This window comes from Streptomyces sp. ATexAB-D23 (assembly GCF_000373645.1).
In the GTDB taxonomy this organism is placed as follows: domain Bacteria; phylum Actinomycetota; class Actinomycetes; order Streptomycetales; family Streptomycetaceae; genus Streptomyces; species Streptomyces castrisilvae.
Genome location: NZ_KB892004.1, coordinates 99090 through 115470, shown reverse-complemented (window position 1 = coordinate 115470; position 16381 = coordinate 99090). Strand labels below are relative to the sequence as shown.

The window sequence follows — 16381 nt, the reverse complement described above, 5'->3', positions numbered from 1 at the left end:
CACCGCTCCCCGCAGGGGGTGCCCGGGGCCTTGTCCGGCGCTACGGCCTGCTGCTGGTTCGGTCGGTGACCGGCCGGGCCTCGTCGGGCGCGGACTTGACGCTCCGGTCCAGCACCGAGTCGAGGATCTCGCCGACCCTGATCGCGGTGTTGGACAGCAGGGCGGAGGTGATGCCGTGGGTGTGCTCCGTGCCGCCCTGGAGGTAGATCCCGCAGTCCAGCCCGGCATCGGTGGCGATGCGGTAGTCCCGTTCGACGCGGACCCGGCCCTCCTCGTCACGCAGGCAGTGCTCCCCGACCTCGCCCAGGAGGCCGAGGGGGTCGGCGGGGCTGTAGCCGGTGGCGAACACCACGACGTCGGCGTCCAGCAGGGTCTCCTCGTCCGTGACGAGGGACTTCACCGTGGCGCGGACCTTGTCCGGTGTCTCCTTGACCTCGGTGAGGCGGGACACGTTGAGGAAGCGCAGCCGCTCGGTGCCGAGCACCTTCTCCTGGTACATCTGCCGGTACAGGTCGTCGATCAGGTCGATGTCGACCACCGAGTAGTTGGTGTTGCCGTGGTAGTCCATCAGCTTGCGCTTGACGGGCTCCGGCGCCGCGTAGAACTCGTCCACCGCGTCCGGGTCGAAGATCTTGTTGGCGAAGCTGCTGTCGTCGGCGGGGCTGTAGCCGTAGCGGGAGAAGACCGCGCATATCTCGGCGCCGGGGAAACGGCGGTGCAGATAGGCGACGTTCTCGGCGGCGCTCTGCCCGGCGCCCACGACGACGAAGCGGGAGGGCGAGGTGCCGTCCAGTTCTCCGACCCGGGCGAGGAGTTCGGAGTTGTGCCAGACGCGGTCGCCGCGCTCCACACCCTCCGGGACGCGGGGGCGCAGCCCGGTGCCGATGACGAGGTTGCGGGCGCGGTGGACGGTGAGCCCCTCCCCCGAGCGGACCGTGACGTCCAGGAACTCCACGGCTCCGTCCCGGACGACCTGGGTGACGCCGACGACCTCGTGGTCGTAGGAGACCATGCCGGCGACCTGTGCGGCGGCCCACTCGAAGTACTCGTGGAACTCGACCCGCAGCGGGAAGAGGTTCTTGTGGTTGATGAAGTCGATCAGGCGTCCCTTGCTCTTCAGATAGCAGAGGAAGCTGAACTCACTGGAGGGGTTGCGGAGCGTCACCAGGTCCTTGAGGAAGGAAACCTGCATGGTGGCGTCGTCGATGAGCATGCCGCGGTGCCAGCCGAAGCGGGGCTGCTGCTCGAAGAATTGGGCGGTCACCGGCCTCTGCGTCCCGGAGCGCGCGTTGTGCTCACTGATCGCGATCGCCATGGCCACATTGGACGGGCCGAAGCCGATACCAATGAGGTCGTGGACCGCTGGTGCGTCGCCAGGACGAGCCTGTGACATGTCACTCCCATCGTGCGGGGAAGCCGCCTGTCGGATGTGGGGAACGGGCGTAGATACGGGCACGCCGACGGAGCGACCCGATGAACTTAGGTGAGCCTAAGCTAATCCGTCAACGCTGTCGACAGGCCGGATTCGGACAGCCCCGTCACCGAATCGCCCCAACTGGGGCACCTTATGCGCCTGTTGCGAGATAAGGTAAGCCTTGCTTTACTGGGCCCGCTCTGTTTCTACCTTGAGGAGGAACCCCCATGCGGGTCGTCATGTTCGGTTACCAGACCTGGGGGCACCGCACCCTGCAAGCCCTCCTGGACTCCGAGCACGACGTGGCGCTGGTCGTCACTCATCCCAGGAGTGAGCACGCCTACGAGAAGATCTGGAGCGACTCCGTAGCGGACCTCGCCGAGGAGCACGGCGTTCCGGTGCTCATCCGCAACCGGCCGGACGACGACGAGCTGTACGAGCGGCTCAAGGAGGCCGACCCGGACGTCATCGTGGCCAACAACTGGCGCACCTGGATTCCGCCGCGCATCTTCGCGCTGCCCCGCCGTGGCACCCTGAACGTCCACGACTCGCTGCTGCCGAAGTACGCCGGCTTCTCGCCGCTGATCTGGGCACTCATCAACGGCGAGACCGAGGTGGGCGTCACCGCGCACATGATGAACGACGAGCTGGACGCGGGCGACATCGTCCGCCAGGAGTCCGTCCCGGTCGGACCGGCGGACACCGCGACGGACCTGTTCCACAAGACCGTCGACCTGATCGCCCCGGTCACCACCAAGGCGCTCGCCAGGATCGCCGACGGGCAGACGGAGTTCACCCCGCAGGACCGCTCGCAGGCGACCTTCTTCCACAAGCGGTCCGAGGAGGACATCCGGATCGACTGGACCTGGCCCGCCGAGGACCTGGAACGCCTGGTGCGCGCCCAGTCGGCGCCGTACCCCAGCGCCTTCGCCTTCCACCGGGGCAAGCGGATCGAGGTCACCGCCGCGGTCGTGTCCGAGGGCCGCTACGGCGGCACACCCGGCCGGATCTTCTACCGCGAGGGCGAGGGCGTGGTGATCGTGGCCGGCGCCGACGCCCGCACCGGCCGCAACCACGGTCTGGCCATCACGCGGGTGAGGACCGAGGACGGCCGGGAGTTGCCCGCGACGGAGTACTTCACGTCCATGGGCGGCTATCTGACCAGCCGTCCCTGACCCGGGAGCGGTCACCACGCCTGCCGGGTCGGCCGCTCGTGCGGCCGACCCGGCGGTTTCGCGCGCGGGCCCTCAGTCCGCCGCGGGAACCAGTTCGCGGTCTTCCGTCCGCCCCTCCCCGGCCGGCGGGGCGGAGCGCCGCAGGACGGTGAGGGCGACGACGACCGCGACGAGCAGGAGCCCGGAACCGAGCGTCAGGCCCAGCCCGAACCCGTCGTTGAGGCTCCCCGGCGTGACGTCCCGGCCGGTGCGGTGGCCGGCGGCGGCGCCGAGCGCGGCGAGCCCGAGCGAGGCGCCGATCTGGCGTGAGCTGCTGAGCAGGCCGGACGCCGTTCCCGCCTCGTGCGGCGCGACGCCCGCCGTGGCGAGGGAGACGACCGGGCCGAGGCAGAGCCCGAAGCCGGTCCCGGTGACGAGCGACGGACCGAGGATGTCGGTGGCGAAGGCCCCGTCGACGCTGATCAGCCCGAACCAGGCGAGCCCGGTGGCGGTGACAAGCCCCCCGGCGGCCAGGAGGGTGCGGCCGGCGAACCGGTAGCCCAGCTTCACGGCGAGCACCGAACCGGCGACGATCGCGAGGGCGAACGGCAGGAACATGACGCCGGTCGCGGCGGGACCCTTGCCGAGGACCCGCTGGAGGTACAGCGAGGCGAAGTAGAAGGCCGAGGTCATGGCCGCGCCCGCCAGCAGGTTGTAGAGGTTCGCGCCGGCGACCGAGCGGTTGGCGAACAGGCCGAGCCGGACCAGCGGTTCGCGCGAGGTGGTCCGCTCGACCTGCACGAAGGCGGCCAGCAGGGCGACGGCCGCCGCCAGCGTGGTCAGGGTGGCCGCCGAGGTCCACGCGTACCGGTCGGTGCGGACCACGCCGAACACCAGCAGCGTCATGCCCGCCGTGACCAGGAGGCCGCCGAGCACGTCCGGCCGGCCTCCGCGAGCGGCGGGCGCACCCGCGGCGACGCCGCGCCACGCCAGTGCCAGGGCGCACGCGGCCATCGGCACGTTCACGAACATCACCCAGCGCCAGTTGGCGTACTCGGTGAGCAGGCCGCCGATCAGGACGCCGAGGGCGCCGCCCGCCGCGTTCGCCGCGCTCCACACCCCGAACGCCCGTATCCGGCCCCGCCCCGAGGGAAAGGAACGGGTGAGCAGGGCCAGCGCGGCCGGCGCCAGGGCCGCGGCCCCGATGCCCTGGGCGGCGCGGGCGGCGACGAGCTGGCCCGACTCCTGGGCGAAGCCGCCGGCGAGCGAGGCGAGGCCGAAGAGGGCGAGGCCGAGCAGCAGGACCCGCTTGCGGCCGTACCGGTCGGCCGCCTTGCCGCCCAGCAGGAGCAGCCCGCCGAAGGTGAGCGCGTAGGCGTGGATCACCCAGGTCAGACCGGCATCGCCGAAGCCGAGCCCGGTGGCGATCTGCGGGAGTCCGACGTTCACGACGGACAGGTCCAGCGACACCATGAACTGCACGACGGCCACCGCCGCGAGGGTCATCCCCGGCCGGACAGTGGGTTGTTGCGTCATCACGTACCCCGTTCCCCGATGTTTCCGCGCATGCTCGCGCCTGCCCCGGAAGGACTTTCCGAACGTGTTCCTAAAGTAGCACCGCGCGGCCCGGGGGAAGCGGGAGTGGCTGGAAACGTGCCCGTCGCGTGAGGGGCGGGGACGGGGCGGCATGATGGGGCGATGCCCCGAACGACCTCAGCCAACGGCCGCACCGGCCGGCCCCCCGTGACCTCGCGCGCGCAGATCCTGGCCGCCACCCGCACGCTCATCGACCAGGACGGGTGGGAGAAGCTGACCATCCGCGGGCTGGCCGCCGAACTCGGCGTCGGGGCGACGACCCTCTACCACCACATCCGCAACAAGGACGACCTGCTGATCCTGCTGCTCAACGACCACATCGACCGCATCGAGCGCCCGGAGCTGCCCGCCGGCCCGCGCGAGCGGATCCTCACGGCGGCCCTCGCGATGCACGAGGCGCTCAGCGCCTGGCCGTGGGCGGCCGAGGTCCTGACCGAGGACGGTTTCGTCGGACTCCTCGACGAGGGGGCGCTGTGGATGGTGGAGGCCATCGTGGCGGGGGCCGACGACCACGGATGCACACCGGAGCAGACCGTCGATCTCTTCCGGGGCGTCTGGTACTTCACCGTCGGCGAGGTCCTGGTCCGGGCACGCTCCGCGCACCGCCGGGCGGAGGCCGAGGCGGGGCGCGTGGTCTTCCGGGAGTCCTTCGACGCCTCCCGCGTCCCTCATCTGGCCGCCATCGGCGGCCGCTGGGCGGAGCTGGCCGCACGGGACGCCTACCCCGAGGGGCTGCGCATCCTCGTGGACGGGCTGCTCGCCCGTGCCGTGCCGGCGGCGGGAGGCACAACCGGCTGAGCGGGGGTGACCGCGTGGCCGCCCCCGCTCAACTCGACGACCGCAAGGGGCGTTACGCCTTCCTGGGCCGGGTGCGGGGCAGTCTCGTCGCCGCCACGGCGGCGAACAGGCAGAAGCCGAGCACCCACCAGAAGGTGGCTCCGAAGGCCGAGGACACGTCCGTACCATGGGCGGCGAGCCGGTTCTGGAGGATCACCGCCAGGGCCGCCGTCCCGAGCGAACCGCCCACGGTGTTCAGCAGATTGAGCGCCCCGGCCGCCCGCGGCAGGTGTTCGGGCTCGATGCGGCTGTAGACGATGTTCATCACGGGCGCGCCGACCATCGACATCCCGAAGCCGCGGACCACCAGAGCCGCGGCGATCACCGCGTCCGGGACCCCGTGGCCGAGCCAGGTGAACGGAGCCGTCCCGAGGAGGATCAGGACGATGCCGGACACCACCAGGCTCCTCGGCGCGACCTTGCTGATCGTCCGGTTGACGAGCACCGAACCGGCCGCCGCGCCCAGCCCCTGGGGAGCGAGCAGCAGCCCGGCCTCCCACGCCGACATGCCCCGGCCCGACTGGAAGTACAGCGGCAGCAGGAACATCGTGCCGAACACCGAGGCCCCGAGCACCACCAGCGCCAGGGCGGCGGCGCCGAAGGGCGGCCGGGTGAACAGCCGGGGGTCGACCAGCGGGGTGCCCCGGGTCCGCAGCCCGTGGACGGTGAACGCGGCGAGCATCACCAGGCCGGCCGCCACACCGATGGCGGCCGGCAGCGGGCGGCTGTGGGCGACCTCGGTCAGCCCGTACACCAGCACCGCGAGACCGGGTGAGAGCAGCAGGGCGCCGCGCAGGTCGAACGCCGTCCGGCGGGCGGCCGGCGCCACCACCGGCACGTAGCGGCGCGCGAGAAGCGCCGCCGCGCCGCCGATCGGCAGGTTGATCAGGAACAGCCAGGGCCACGGCGCCACGGCGAGGACGGAACCCCCGGCCAGTGGCCCGAACACCGGTGAGAGCAGCGGGACGACGGCGACGACGCTGATCACCCGCCCGGTGCGCCCCGGGCCCGCGACGCGGGCCAGCAGCGCCTGGCCGGTCGCGGGCAGCAGTCCCCCGCCCAGGCCCTGGACCACGCGGAACACGATGAGGCCGGTCACCGACCAGGCCGAGGCGCACAGCACCGAGCCGAGCAGGAACACGCCCACCGCCGCGAGCCAGGTCCGCCGGCCGCCGAACCGGTCGGCCAGCCATCCGGACGCGGGTACGGCGGCGACGATCGCCAGCAGGTAGGCGGTGGAGACCCACTGGATCTCGGCGACGGACGCGTCGAACTCCTCGGTCAGGCGGTCGAGTCCGACGCTGACGATGGTGGCGTCCAGCGAGGCCATGAACGTGCCGAGGACCAGGATGAACGCGATCCGCAGCAGGTCCTTGTCGACGCGGTCGGCGGGCGGGGCGCTCTGCTCGCTCATCGGTTCTCCAGCAGGCCGCGCACGTCGGCGTCGAGGTGCTCCTCCAGGGAGCGGAGCAGGTCGAGCAGTTGCCCGGCGAGTCCGTCGACGTCCGTGCCGGCCCGGTGGGCGAGCACGCCGGTCCAGCCGTCGCCGTCCGGCATGACGGTCAGGGTGGCGGGGTGGTGGGTGGACTCGCGGAAGCGGGTGGCGGTCACGGTCAGGCCGGGGGCGGGTTCGCGCAGGCGGTCCGGGTCGACGGGGTAGTTCTCGAACACCACCATGCTGTCGAACAGCCTGCGCCGTCCGGTGATCCGCTCCAGGTCGGACAGGGCCACGTGGTGGTGCTCGACCAGCGCCCGCTGGCGGCTCTGGAGGCCGGCGAGCACCTCGGCGAGCGTGCCCTCGAGCCTCGCCCGCACCGGCACGGTGTTGGCCAGCAGCCCGATGATCTCCTCGACGCCCTCCAGCTCCGGGGGACGGCTGGAGACCATGGCGCCGAAGCACACGTCCCGGTGGCCGGACCGCCGGGCGAGCAGCACCGACCACGCGCCCTGCACCAGGGTGTTCGGGGTCAGTCCGCGCCCGGCGGCGAGCCGGGTGAGCCGGTCCACGAGTGCCGCGTCGAAGGTGATGACCTCGGGCTCCTGCCAGGCGGGGCCGCTCTCGCCGCCGCCCAGGTAGTCGCCCTCGGGCAGGCCTTCGAGTTCGGCCGCCCAGGCGTCGAGGTCCGGCTCGTGCCCGGCCGACCAGCTCAGGTAGTCGGCGAAGGGGACGGGGGCCGGCAGCTCCGGTGCCGCGTTCCGCGTCCTCGCCGTGTACAGGGCGAAGAGTTCGCCGAGGATGCGCGGGGCCGACCAGCCGTCGGAGAGCGCGTGATGGCTGGTCAGGACAAGGTCGGCGCGCTCGGGGCCCAGCCGGATCACGGTGATCCGGTAGAGCGGGCCCCGCGCCAGGTCGAAGGGTTCGGCGAGGTCGGCGGCCAGCACCTCGTCGGCCGGTGCGCCGGTGACCCGGAACTCCGGCCGGGGCGCTTGCGGGATCACCGCGAGCGAGGCGGGGAACACCGCGCCCAGGTTCGGGTGCCGGGCCAGCAGGTCGTCGCCCGCCGCCCGCAGCGCGTCCGTGTCGAGCCGGCCCGCGAGCGAGAACACCGACTGCACGGTGTACGGGTCGGGGCGCTCGGTGCGCGAGTGCCGCAGCATCACCTCCTGCAAGGGGCTGAGCGGCTGGACGGCGGCGACCGGCCGGTCCCCGAGCGCACTGATCTCGGGGGCGGCGGCGACCCGCAGCAGCGCGGTCCGCAGCCGCTGGGCCAGGTCCTCGATCTCCGCTCCGGTGAACAGCGCGGCCGGCCAGGTGATCCGCACCCCGAGCGCGTCGTCGCGCACCAGGGCGTTGACCATCAGGCTGTACGGCAGGGGCATCGCTCCGGAGCCGTTGGAACCGAGCGGGTCGGCGTCCGGGGCCGGCTGCCAGGGCGTCTCGCCGTCCGGGGCGCCGGGGTACTGGCCGAGGTAGTTCCAGGCGATCTCCGGCCGGACCGGGTCGAGCAGTCCGGCCGCGGTGAGGATGCCGTGTCCGAGGCCGTCGCCCTGGGCGCGCAGCCGATCCCGGACCGCCGGCACGTCGTCGTCCGCGTCGAGGCGCACGGGGTGGATCGCGGTGAACCAGCCTACGGTCTGGGAGAGGTCGACCTCGCGCGGCCGGCCGTGGCTCTCCAGGGCGACCAGGAGTTGCGGTGTGCCGCGCCAGTCCCGTACCGCCTGGGCGAGCGCGGTCAGGAGCACGGCGTCCGGGGTGGTGCGGTGGGCGGCCGGCAGGGTCGTGATCAGGGCGCGGGTGGCGTCGGAGTCGAGCCGGATCTCGTGGTGCGCGGCGGTGTCCACGGTGTCCCGGGCGGGGTCGAGCGGGCGGGTGAGCGGCGCGGTGGCCGTCATCCGCCGCCAGTGCGGGAGTTCGTCCCGCCGGTCGGCGTCGCGCAGGGTCCGGGCCCAGCCGAGGAACGACTGGCCGTGCCGGGTCAGTTCGCCGCCGCCGTGGGCGTGTTCCAGGTCGTCCAGGACGATGCGCCAGGACACCCCGTCGACGGCCAGGTGGTGGGCGACCAGGACGAGGCGGCCCGGCCGGCCGGGGCCCGCGTCCACCCACACGGCGCGCAGCAGCGGTCCGGTGCGCGGGTCCATCGCCAGGCGGGCCGCGTCGATCGCGGCGTCGGCGGCGGCGCGCGGGTCGCCGCCGGCCGGGACGCGGGTCAGGACGTCCGCGCCGGTCACCTCGCCGGCCGGCGGGATGTGCAGCGTGTCGTCGCCGAGGCGGGCGCGCAGCACGTCGTGCCGGGCGAGCAGGGCGTCGAGGACGGTCCGCCAGGACGTCTCGTCGCCGCCGGGGGGTACGCAGACCTCCACCCACTGGCAGAAGCCGTCGGCGGCCTGCCCGGAGCGGCGCAGCAGGTCCCGCATGACCGGGGTCAGCGGGGCGTCCCCGACGGCCGGGGCGGCCTCGCCGGCCAGGGTGCGGGCGCGGGCCGCGATGCCCGCGACCGTCTCGCCGTCGAACACGTCCTTCGGGGTCAGTCCGAGCCCCTGACGGCGGACGCGGGAGACCAGCTGGAGGGAGACGATGCTGTCGCCGCCGATGTCGAAGAAGTTGTCGTCGGGGCCGATGTCGTCGCGCCCGAGGACGTCGCGGAACACCGCGAGCAGCAGCGCCTCGGCCTCGGTGGCCGGTTCGCGCCGGGTGGCGGACGCGACGGCCGGGGCGGGCAGCGCCGAGGCGTCGAGCTTGCCGCTGGGGCTCAGCGGCAGCCGGTCGAGCGGGACGAGCGCCGTCGGGACCATGTGATCGGGCAGCTGTCCGGCGAGGTACGCGCGGACCGCAGCGGTGTCCAGGTCGGCGTCGTCGGTCGGGATGACGTAGCCGACGAGCCGGCCCTCGCGCATGACGACGGCACTGGCCCGGACGTCGGGGTGGCCGGTGAGGGCGGTCTCGATCTCGCCCAGCTCGACGCGGAAGCCGCGCACCTTGATCTGGTGGTCGGCGCGGCCGAGGAACACCAGCTGTCCGTCCTGCCGCCACCGCACGAGGTCGCCCGTGCGGTACATGCGGGTGCCGGGCGGGCCGTACGGGTCGGCGACGAACGCGCCGGCGGTCAGGCCGGGGCGGCCGAGGTAGCCGCGGGCCAGGCTCCGCCCGCCGAGGTACAGCTCGCCGGTGACGCCGACGCCGACGGGCTGGAGTCCGGCGTCGAGCACGTAGGCGCGGACGTTGGGGTCGGGGCGGCCGATGGGCAGCGGTCCCTCGTCGTCCTGGTCGTAGTGCCAGGTGGTGGAGTTGATGGTGACCTCGGTGGGCCCGTAGGCGTTGAACAGCGCCCTGCGGCCCCGGCCCCAGCGGTGGGCGAGTTCCGGGTCGAGCCGTTCGGCTCCGACGACGAAGAAGACGTCGGGGTCGACGGTGCGGTCGTCGGGCATCGCGGCCAGGAACGACGGGAGCAGGTTCACCCCGGTCACCCGGTGCTCCACGATGTAGTCGAGGAGTTCGTCGCCGGGTACGCGCACCTCCTCGGGCGCGATGACGGACGTACCGCCGGACAGCAGCGGCACCATGGTCTGCCAGAACGCGACGTCGAATCCGGTCGAGGCGAAGTGCAGGTAGCGGTCGTGCTCGGTGACGCCGACGACCTCCTCCTGGAGGGCGATCAGGTCGGGCACGCCCCGGTGGGTGACGCCGACCCCCTTGGGCCGGCCGGTGGTTCCCGAGGTGTAGATGACGTAGGCGAGCGCGTCGTCGGTGAGCCGGGCCCTGGCGCCGGACGGGTCGGTGTCGGGCACGGAGGCGAGGGTGGCGGGGTCGTCGAGGCGCAGGACGGGGATGTCGCGGTCGACGGGGAGTTCGGCGCCGGTCGTGACGGCCGCCGCCGGGGCGATGTCGTCGAACATGTACGCCAGCCGCTCGCGCGGGTAGCTCGCGTCCATCGGGACGTACACCGCGCCCGCCTTGGCCACGCCGAACAGGGCCACGGTCATCTCGACGTCCCGGCCGATGAGGACCGCGACGGGGTCCTGCGGGCGTACGCCGTGCGCGATGAGGGCGTGGGCGAGCCGGTTGGCCCGCCGGTCCAGTTCGGCGTAGGAGAGGCTGCGGTCGCGGCAGACCAGGGCCTCGGCGTCGGGCTTGCGCCGCACCCAGGCGGCGAACTCCTCCAGCCAGTGGCCGCGTTCCCGGGCGGCGACGATCTCGGTGCCGGTGCGCAGCATCCGGGCGCGCTCGTCGGCGTCGAGTGCGGGCAGCGCGAGTGCGGGCCGGGCCGGGTCCTCGGTGATCTCGCGCAGCAGGTTGCGCAGCCAGCGGCCGTAGTCGCGTACGGTCTCCCGTTCGAAGGCGCGCGGCTGGTAGCCGAGGCCGATGGTGATCTCGTCGCCCGGGATCACGATGACGGTCAGCGCGTAGTGCGTGGCGTCGGTGATGTCGACGCCGGTGAGGTCGAGCCCGGGGGCGAGGGGGGTGCGGGTGCGGCTGGAGAGCGGGAAGTTCTCCATGACGAGCATGGTGTCGAAGAGTTCGCCGATGCCGGCCGCCCGCTGGATGCCGGGCAGCCCGACGTGGTGGTGTTCGCCCAGGGCGACGCTCTCGGCGTGCACCTCGGCCAGGAGGTCGCGCACCGTGCGGTCCTGGGTGTACCTGACGCGGACCGGGACGGTGGTGCCGAGCTGGCCGATCATCGACTCGACGCCGTCGACCTCGGCGGGCCGGCCGGAGACGGGGCAGCCGAAGACGACGTCGCGGCGTCCGGTGAGCCTGCCGAGCAGCAGGCCCCACGCCGTCTGGAGGACCGTGGTCAGGGTGACGCCCTGTTCGCGGGCGAAGGAGCGCAGCCGGTCGCTGAACTCGCGGTCCAGCGCGACGGTCTCGCGGCCGGGCCGCTCCACACCGGTTCCGGTGCTCGCGGGTGCCAGCCGGGTCGCGTCGTCCACTCCGGCGAGCGCCCGGCGCCAGGCGGTCAGCGACGCCTCCTCGTCCCGGCCGGCCAGCCAGCGGAAGTACTCCGACAGCGGCGGGGAAACGGGGGCGGCGGGCCCGCCGCCGAGCTCGGCGTAGAGGGCGAGCAGGGTACGGCCGACGATCGGCATCGACCAGCCGTCGAGGAGGGCGTGGTGATTGGTGATGACGAGCTTGTGCTCGGCGGGCCCGACGCGGGAGAGCAGGAAGCGGATCAGCGGCGGGCGGGCCGGGTCGAAGGGGCGCTCCAGATCGGCGCGGGCCGCTTCGGCGAAGTTGTCGTCCTGCCGCCAGTCCAGGGTGACTTCGGCGGGGATCACCTGGACCACGTCGTCCCCGGCGGTGGCGAGGTGGACGCGGAGGGCGGGGTGGCGGCGCAGCAGTTCACGGGCGGCGCGGGCCATCCGGTCCGGGTCCAGCTCGCCGGAGAGGGTGGTCACGGCCTGGACGACGTAGACGTCGGCGTCCTCGTCGTCGCGGACCAGGGTGTGGAAGGACAGTCCGACCTGGAGCGGGGTGGCGGGCAGTACGTCGCTGACCCGGCCGTCGCGCTCCAGCGCGTCGATGGCGTCCTGCCCGAGGCCGACCAGCGGCAGGTCGGAGGGGGTGAGCCCGCCCGTGGTGTGCAGGGCGTGCGCGGCCAGCGCGTCGAGCGCGGCGGCCCAGGCGTCCTGGAGGGCGGCCACGGCGTCGGGTCCGACGACCCCGGTCGCGGCGGTCCACTCGACGGCGAGCCGGGGCACCTCGCCCTCGTGGACGAAGCAGTTGAGGGCCAGCACCTGTTCCAGGGACTTGGCATCTGGTTCGGTCACCGAGAAGGCGTCGTGCGCGGGCAGCCGCCACTCGCCTGCGGGCAGCGCGGCGAACCGGCCCAGGTAGTTGAGCAGGACGTCCGGCGGCGGGGTCGCCGCGAGCGGGGCGCCCGCCTCCGGGTCGAGGTGGCGCAGCACGCCGTAGCCGACCCCGGCGTCGGGGACGGCGCGCCGGGCCTCCTTGGCCGCGCGCAGCGTCTCGCGTACGTCGTCGGAGGCGGGCACGCGTACCGGGTACTCGCTGGTGAACCAGCCGACCGTGCGCGACAGGTCGAGGTGTTCGCGGCCGTGGCCCTCCATCGACACGGTGAGCGCGTCGCCGCGCAGGCCCCAGCCGCGCAGGGCGAGGACGAGCGCGGCGAGCAGGACCTCGTCCACGCCGGCGCGGTAGGCGGCGGGCAGGGTGGTCAGCAGGGCCTCGGTGGCCTCGGGCGACGCGGTGGTGACCGACCGGTGGGCGGTGGCGACGGTGTCGCGTGCCGGGTCCAGGGGGCGGGCGCCCAGCCGGGTCGCGGACTCCAGCGCGGTGCGCCAGTGGCCGAGTTCGCCGCGCCGGGCACCGGACTCGCCCTGCTGGGCGAGGACCGTGGCGTGCCGCCGCCAGGACGTGCCGACGGGTTCCGGGGTGCCGCCCGCGCAGGCCGTGTACAGGTCGGGCAGCAGGACGCGCCAGGAGACGCCGTCCATGGCGAGGTGGTGCACGACGACGACCAGCCGGTCCGCCGCGTCGTCCCCGGTGCGCAGCAGGGCGGCGCGCACCAGGTCTCCGGTGCGCGGGTCGAGCTGCCCGGCGAGCCGCTGTGCCAGGGCGGACACCTCTTCGCCCGTCACCTCTTCCACGGCGGCCCGGACCGTGCCCCGGGGCAGCACCTCCAGTCCTTCGGCCACCCGCAGCCGCAGGGCGTCGTGGTGGTCGAGGAGGGTCTGCACTCCCCCGGCCAGGTCGTCCCGGGTGAGCGTGCCGATGTGCAGGGCGGTCCACTGGGCGTATCCGGCGACCGTGTCGATGTCCGGGTGCGGGTCGATCAGGCCGCGCACGATGGGCGGTGCGGGGACCGGGCCGACGGGCTCGTCGGCCGGTGCGGCGGCCTCGTCCAGCAGTTCGGCGGAGGCGGCGAGCGCGGCGAAGGTGCGGCGGGCCAGCAGGTCCCTGGGCCGCAGCCCGAGGCCGAGCGCGCGCAGCCTGCTGCTGACGGTGATCGCGGTGATGCTGTCGCCGCCGAGGGCGAAGAAGTCGTCGTCCACGCCGACGCGTTCGACGTCGAGCGCTTCGGCGAGGACGGTGCACAGCAGCCGTTCGCGCTCGGTGCTCGGCTCCCGGCCGCCGCCGGGCAGGGCGGGTGCGGGCAGGGCGGCGCGGTCGAGCTTGCCGTTGAGGGTGACGGGCAGGCGCTCCAGCACCACCACGGCGGCGGGCACCATGTGTTCGGGCAGCCGCTCGGCCAGCCGGTCGCGTGCCTCGTCCGCGGTGACGGAGGGGGACACGATGTAGCCGATGAGCCGGGACGAGAGGACCCGGGCGGCGGCCGCGGTGACGCCGGGCAGGGCGGCGAGCGCCTCCTCGACCTCCCCGGTCTCCACCCGGTGGCCGCGGATCTTGACCTGTCCGTCGCCCCGGCCGCCGTACTCCAGGCCGCGGCCGGGCACCCAGCGGGCCAGGTCCCCGGTGCGGTACATCCGCTCGCCGGGGGCGCCGAAGGGGTCGGCGACGAAGCGTTCGGCGCTCGCGTCAGGCCGGCCGAGGTAGCCGCGCGCCAGGTGGGGTCCCGCCAGGTACAGTTCGCCGGCCGTGCCGTGGGGCACCGGCCGCAGCGCGTTGTCCAGGACGTAGGTCCGGGTGCCGGCCAGCGGGTGGCCGATGGTCGGTTCGCCGGAGTCGATGGGTGCGGTGGTGCTGTCCACGGTCGCCTCGGTGGGCCCGTACATGTTGCGCGCGGTGATCCCCGATGCGGCGACGCGCCGCCACAGCGCGGGCGGGGTGGCCTCGCCGCCCAGGAGCAGCATCGCGGGCGGCAGGTCGAGCAGGCCGGCGTCGATGAGCGGGGTGGCCATGGAGGGGGTGGTGTCCACGATGTCGATGCCGTCGCGGGCGTACGCGGCGAGCAGGGCGTCGGCGTCGCGGGCGGTTTCGGTGTCGTAGACGTGCAGTTCGTGCCCGCACAGCAGCCAGACGAGGTGCTCGAAGGCGGAGTCGAAGGCGAAGGAGTAGGTGTGGGCGGCGCGCAGCCTGCGGCCCGTGGCCCGCTCGGCCTCCGCGACGACCGTGGCCCGCTGGTGATGCAGCAGGGCGGCGAGGCCGCCGGCGCGTCCCAGGACGCCCTTGGGGCGCCCGGTCGAGCCGGAGGTGTGGATGACGTAGGCGAGGTGTTCGGGGTGGCGGGGCCGGGAGAGTTCGGCGGCCGTCAGGGGTGCGCCGGACAGGTCGGCGGCCTCGTCCAGGAAGGTCTTCCAGGGCAGTCCGTCGACCGTGCCGTCGGTGAGGACGAGGGCGGGGCGGGTGTCCTCGATGAGTTCGCGCAGCCGCTCGGGCGGGTGTGCGGCGTCCAGCGGGAGGAACGCGGCGCCCGCGTCCAGCACCGCGAGCAGGGCGACCACGGCGTCGGCCGAGCGCGGCAGGGCGAGCGCCACGATGTCCTCGGCGCCGATGCCCCGGGCGCGCAGGGCGCGGGCCAGCCGGTGCACCCGGTCGGCCAGCGCGGCGGCGGTCAGGCGTTCGTCGCCGCAGACCAGAGCGGTGTTTCCGGGGCCCGCCGCGACCATCGCGTCGAACGCGGACGGCACGTCGGCCGGTGTGCCGGGCAGGGCGGGCGGGCTCCACTGTGCGAGCAGCCCGTCGACGTCGTCGGCCAGTGCGATCCGGCCGACGGGCAGGCCGTCGGTCAGCCCGGTCAGCAGGGCGCGCAGCCCGCTCATCAGGCTGTCGACAGCGGCCTGGTCCTTGGCGCGGGCGTCGACCTCGAAGCCGAGGAGGAGCCCGCCGTCCCGGGTGGGCAGGACGCTCAGACCCATGTCCTCGGGCGGCCCGCCCGCGACGTTGCGCATCACACCGGCCGACCCGGCGAAGTCGAGCGCCAGGTCGAACGCCTTGAGGTTGATGCCGCGTCCGTGCAGCAGCGCGCCCGCGCCGGGCACGCCGAGGTCGCGGGGCAGGTCCTCGCCCCGGTAGCGCTGGTGGTCGCGCATCTCGCGCATGGCGGTGGCGACCCGCCGGCTCAGCCCGCCGAGCCCGTCGCCGCCGCGCACGCTCACCCGCAGCGGCAGCACGTTGACCGCCATGGAGGGGGTGCGCAGCGCGGCCGATCCGGCCCGGCACATCAGGGGCAGGGCGAACACCACGTCGGTGCGGCCCAGCATGCGGTGCAGGAACGCCGCGTAGCCGGCGATCAGTGCCTCGCCCCAGGTGACGCCCTCACCATCGGCGAAGGCGCGCAGCCGGGCGGTCTCCTCGGGGGTGAGGACGGCGCGGGCGGTGAGGGTGCGGTCGGGCGCGCCGGCGGTGTCGGGGCCTTCGTGGTCGCCGACGTCGGGCAGCGGGGTGAACCGCTCGACCCAGTACGCGCGGTCCTCGGTGGCCCCCTCGCTCTCGCGGTAGGCCAGGTCGTCGGCGACGAGCCGGGCGAACGCGCCGAAGGTGGAGGGCGGCGGCTCGGTGCCGCGTACCAGGGCGGTGTAGCGGGCGGCGGTGCGGCGGGCGAGCAGGGCGGCGGTGTAGCCGTCGAAGACGAGGTGGTGGCCGAGCTGGGTGTACCAGACCTCGCGGTCGGAGAGCTTGATGACGGTACGTGAGCAGAGCGGGCGGTCCGTCATGCCCCGGCATGCCTCGGCGAGCCGGGCCCGTTCGGCGTCGACGAGTGCCTGGGCGGCAGCGGCGGGGTCGGCCTCGGCGCTGACGTCGGCCAGGGGCGGCAGCGGGACGGGGTCACCGCTGACCGTCTGGCGCGGCCCGTCCGGGGTGTCGTACACCCTGAGCCGAAGGCTCTCGGCCTCCTCGGTGGTGGCCCGGACCGCTTGTGCGAGGGCGTCCACGTCGACCGGTTCGCCGCCGGATATCTCCACCACGTCGCCGACGACGTAGTACGGCGAGTCGGGTTCGATGCGCTGGGCGTTCCAGATGCCCAACTGGGCGCCGGTCAGAGGCAGGAGGCCGTCCGAGGACACGCTCGCGGTGCTCAAC

Annotated in this window: 6 protein-coding genes; 2 read left to right on the top strand and 4 right to left on the bottom strand. The window is 74.0% G+C overall.

The window, feature by feature from the left end; all coding sequences use genetic code 11:
• Window positions 1-40: 40 nt before the first annotated feature.
• Window positions 41-1393, bottom strand: a complete 1353-nt coding sequence (locus tag B082_RS0106370) for a lysine N(6)-hydroxylase/L-ornithine N(5)-oxygenase family protein (RefSeq protein ID WP_026249486.1) — start codon at window positions 1391-1393, stop codon at window positions 41-43.
• A gap of 248 nt (window positions 1394-1641) precedes the next feature.
• On the opposite strand from B082_RS0106370, the gene B082_RS0106365 reads away from it, so the two are divergent.
• Window positions 1642-2589 (top strand): methionyl-tRNA formyltransferase, encoded by a 948-nt coding sequence (locus tag B082_RS0106365; protein WP_018550974.1) that lies wholly within the window; start codon window positions 1642-1644, stop codon window positions 2587-2589.
• Window positions 2590-2661: 72 nt separating this feature from the next.
• Here the strand turns inward: B082_RS0106365 and B082_RS35740 are convergent, their stop codons facing one another.
• Complete coding sequence (locus B082_RS35740; protein ID WP_051094588.1) at window positions 2662-4104, bottom strand: MFS transporter; 1443 nt, start codon at window positions 4102-4104, stop codon at window positions 2662-2664.
• 162 nt (window positions 4105-4266) lie between these two features.
• On the opposite strand from B082_RS35740, the gene B082_RS0106355 reads away from it, so the two are divergent.
• Complete coding sequence (locus B082_RS0106355; RefSeq protein ID WP_018550972.1) at window positions 4267-4962, top strand: TetR/AcrR family transcriptional regulator; 696 nt, start codon at window positions 4267-4269, stop codon at window positions 4960-4962.
• A gap of 52 nt (window positions 4963-5014) precedes the next feature.
• Here B082_RS0106355 and B082_RS0106350 read toward each other — a convergent pair whose 3' ends face one another.
• Window positions 5015-6415 (bottom strand): MDR family MFS transporter, encoded by a 1401-nt coding sequence (locus B082_RS0106350; RefSeq protein WP_018550971.1) that lies wholly within the window; start codon window positions 6413-6415, stop codon window positions 5015-5017.
• Window positions 6412-16380: a non-ribosomal peptide synthetase gene (locus tag B082_RS0106345; protein ID WP_018550970.1), complete on the bottom strand. Its 9969-nt coding sequence runs from the start codon at window positions 16378-16380 to the stop codon at window positions 6412-6414. Before B082_RS0106345 ends, B082_RS0106350 begins: the two co-directional genes overlap by 4 nt.
• Between the last annotated feature and the right edge of the window lies 1 nt (window position 16381).

Coding starts and splice junctions, on each gene's coding strand:
- B082_RS0106370 (WP_026249486.1), bottom strand. CDS start 1,393: ATGTCACAGGCTCGTCCTGGCGACGCACCAGCGGTCCACGACCTCATT.
- B082_RS0106365 (WP_018550974.1), top strand. CDS start 1,642: ATGCGGGTCGTCATGTTCGGTTACCAGACCTGGGGGCACCGCACCCTG.
- B082_RS35740 (WP_051094588.1), bottom strand. CDS start 4,104: ATGACGCAACAACCCACTGTCCGGCCGGGGATGACCCTCGCGGCGGTG.
- B082_RS0106355 (WP_018550972.1), top strand. CDS start 4,267: ATGCCCCGAACGACCTCAGCCAACGGCCGCACCGGCCGGCCCCCCGTG.
- B082_RS0106350 (WP_018550971.1), bottom strand. CDS start 6,415: ATGAGCGAGCAGAGCGCCCCGCCCGCCGACCGCGTCGACAAGGACCTG.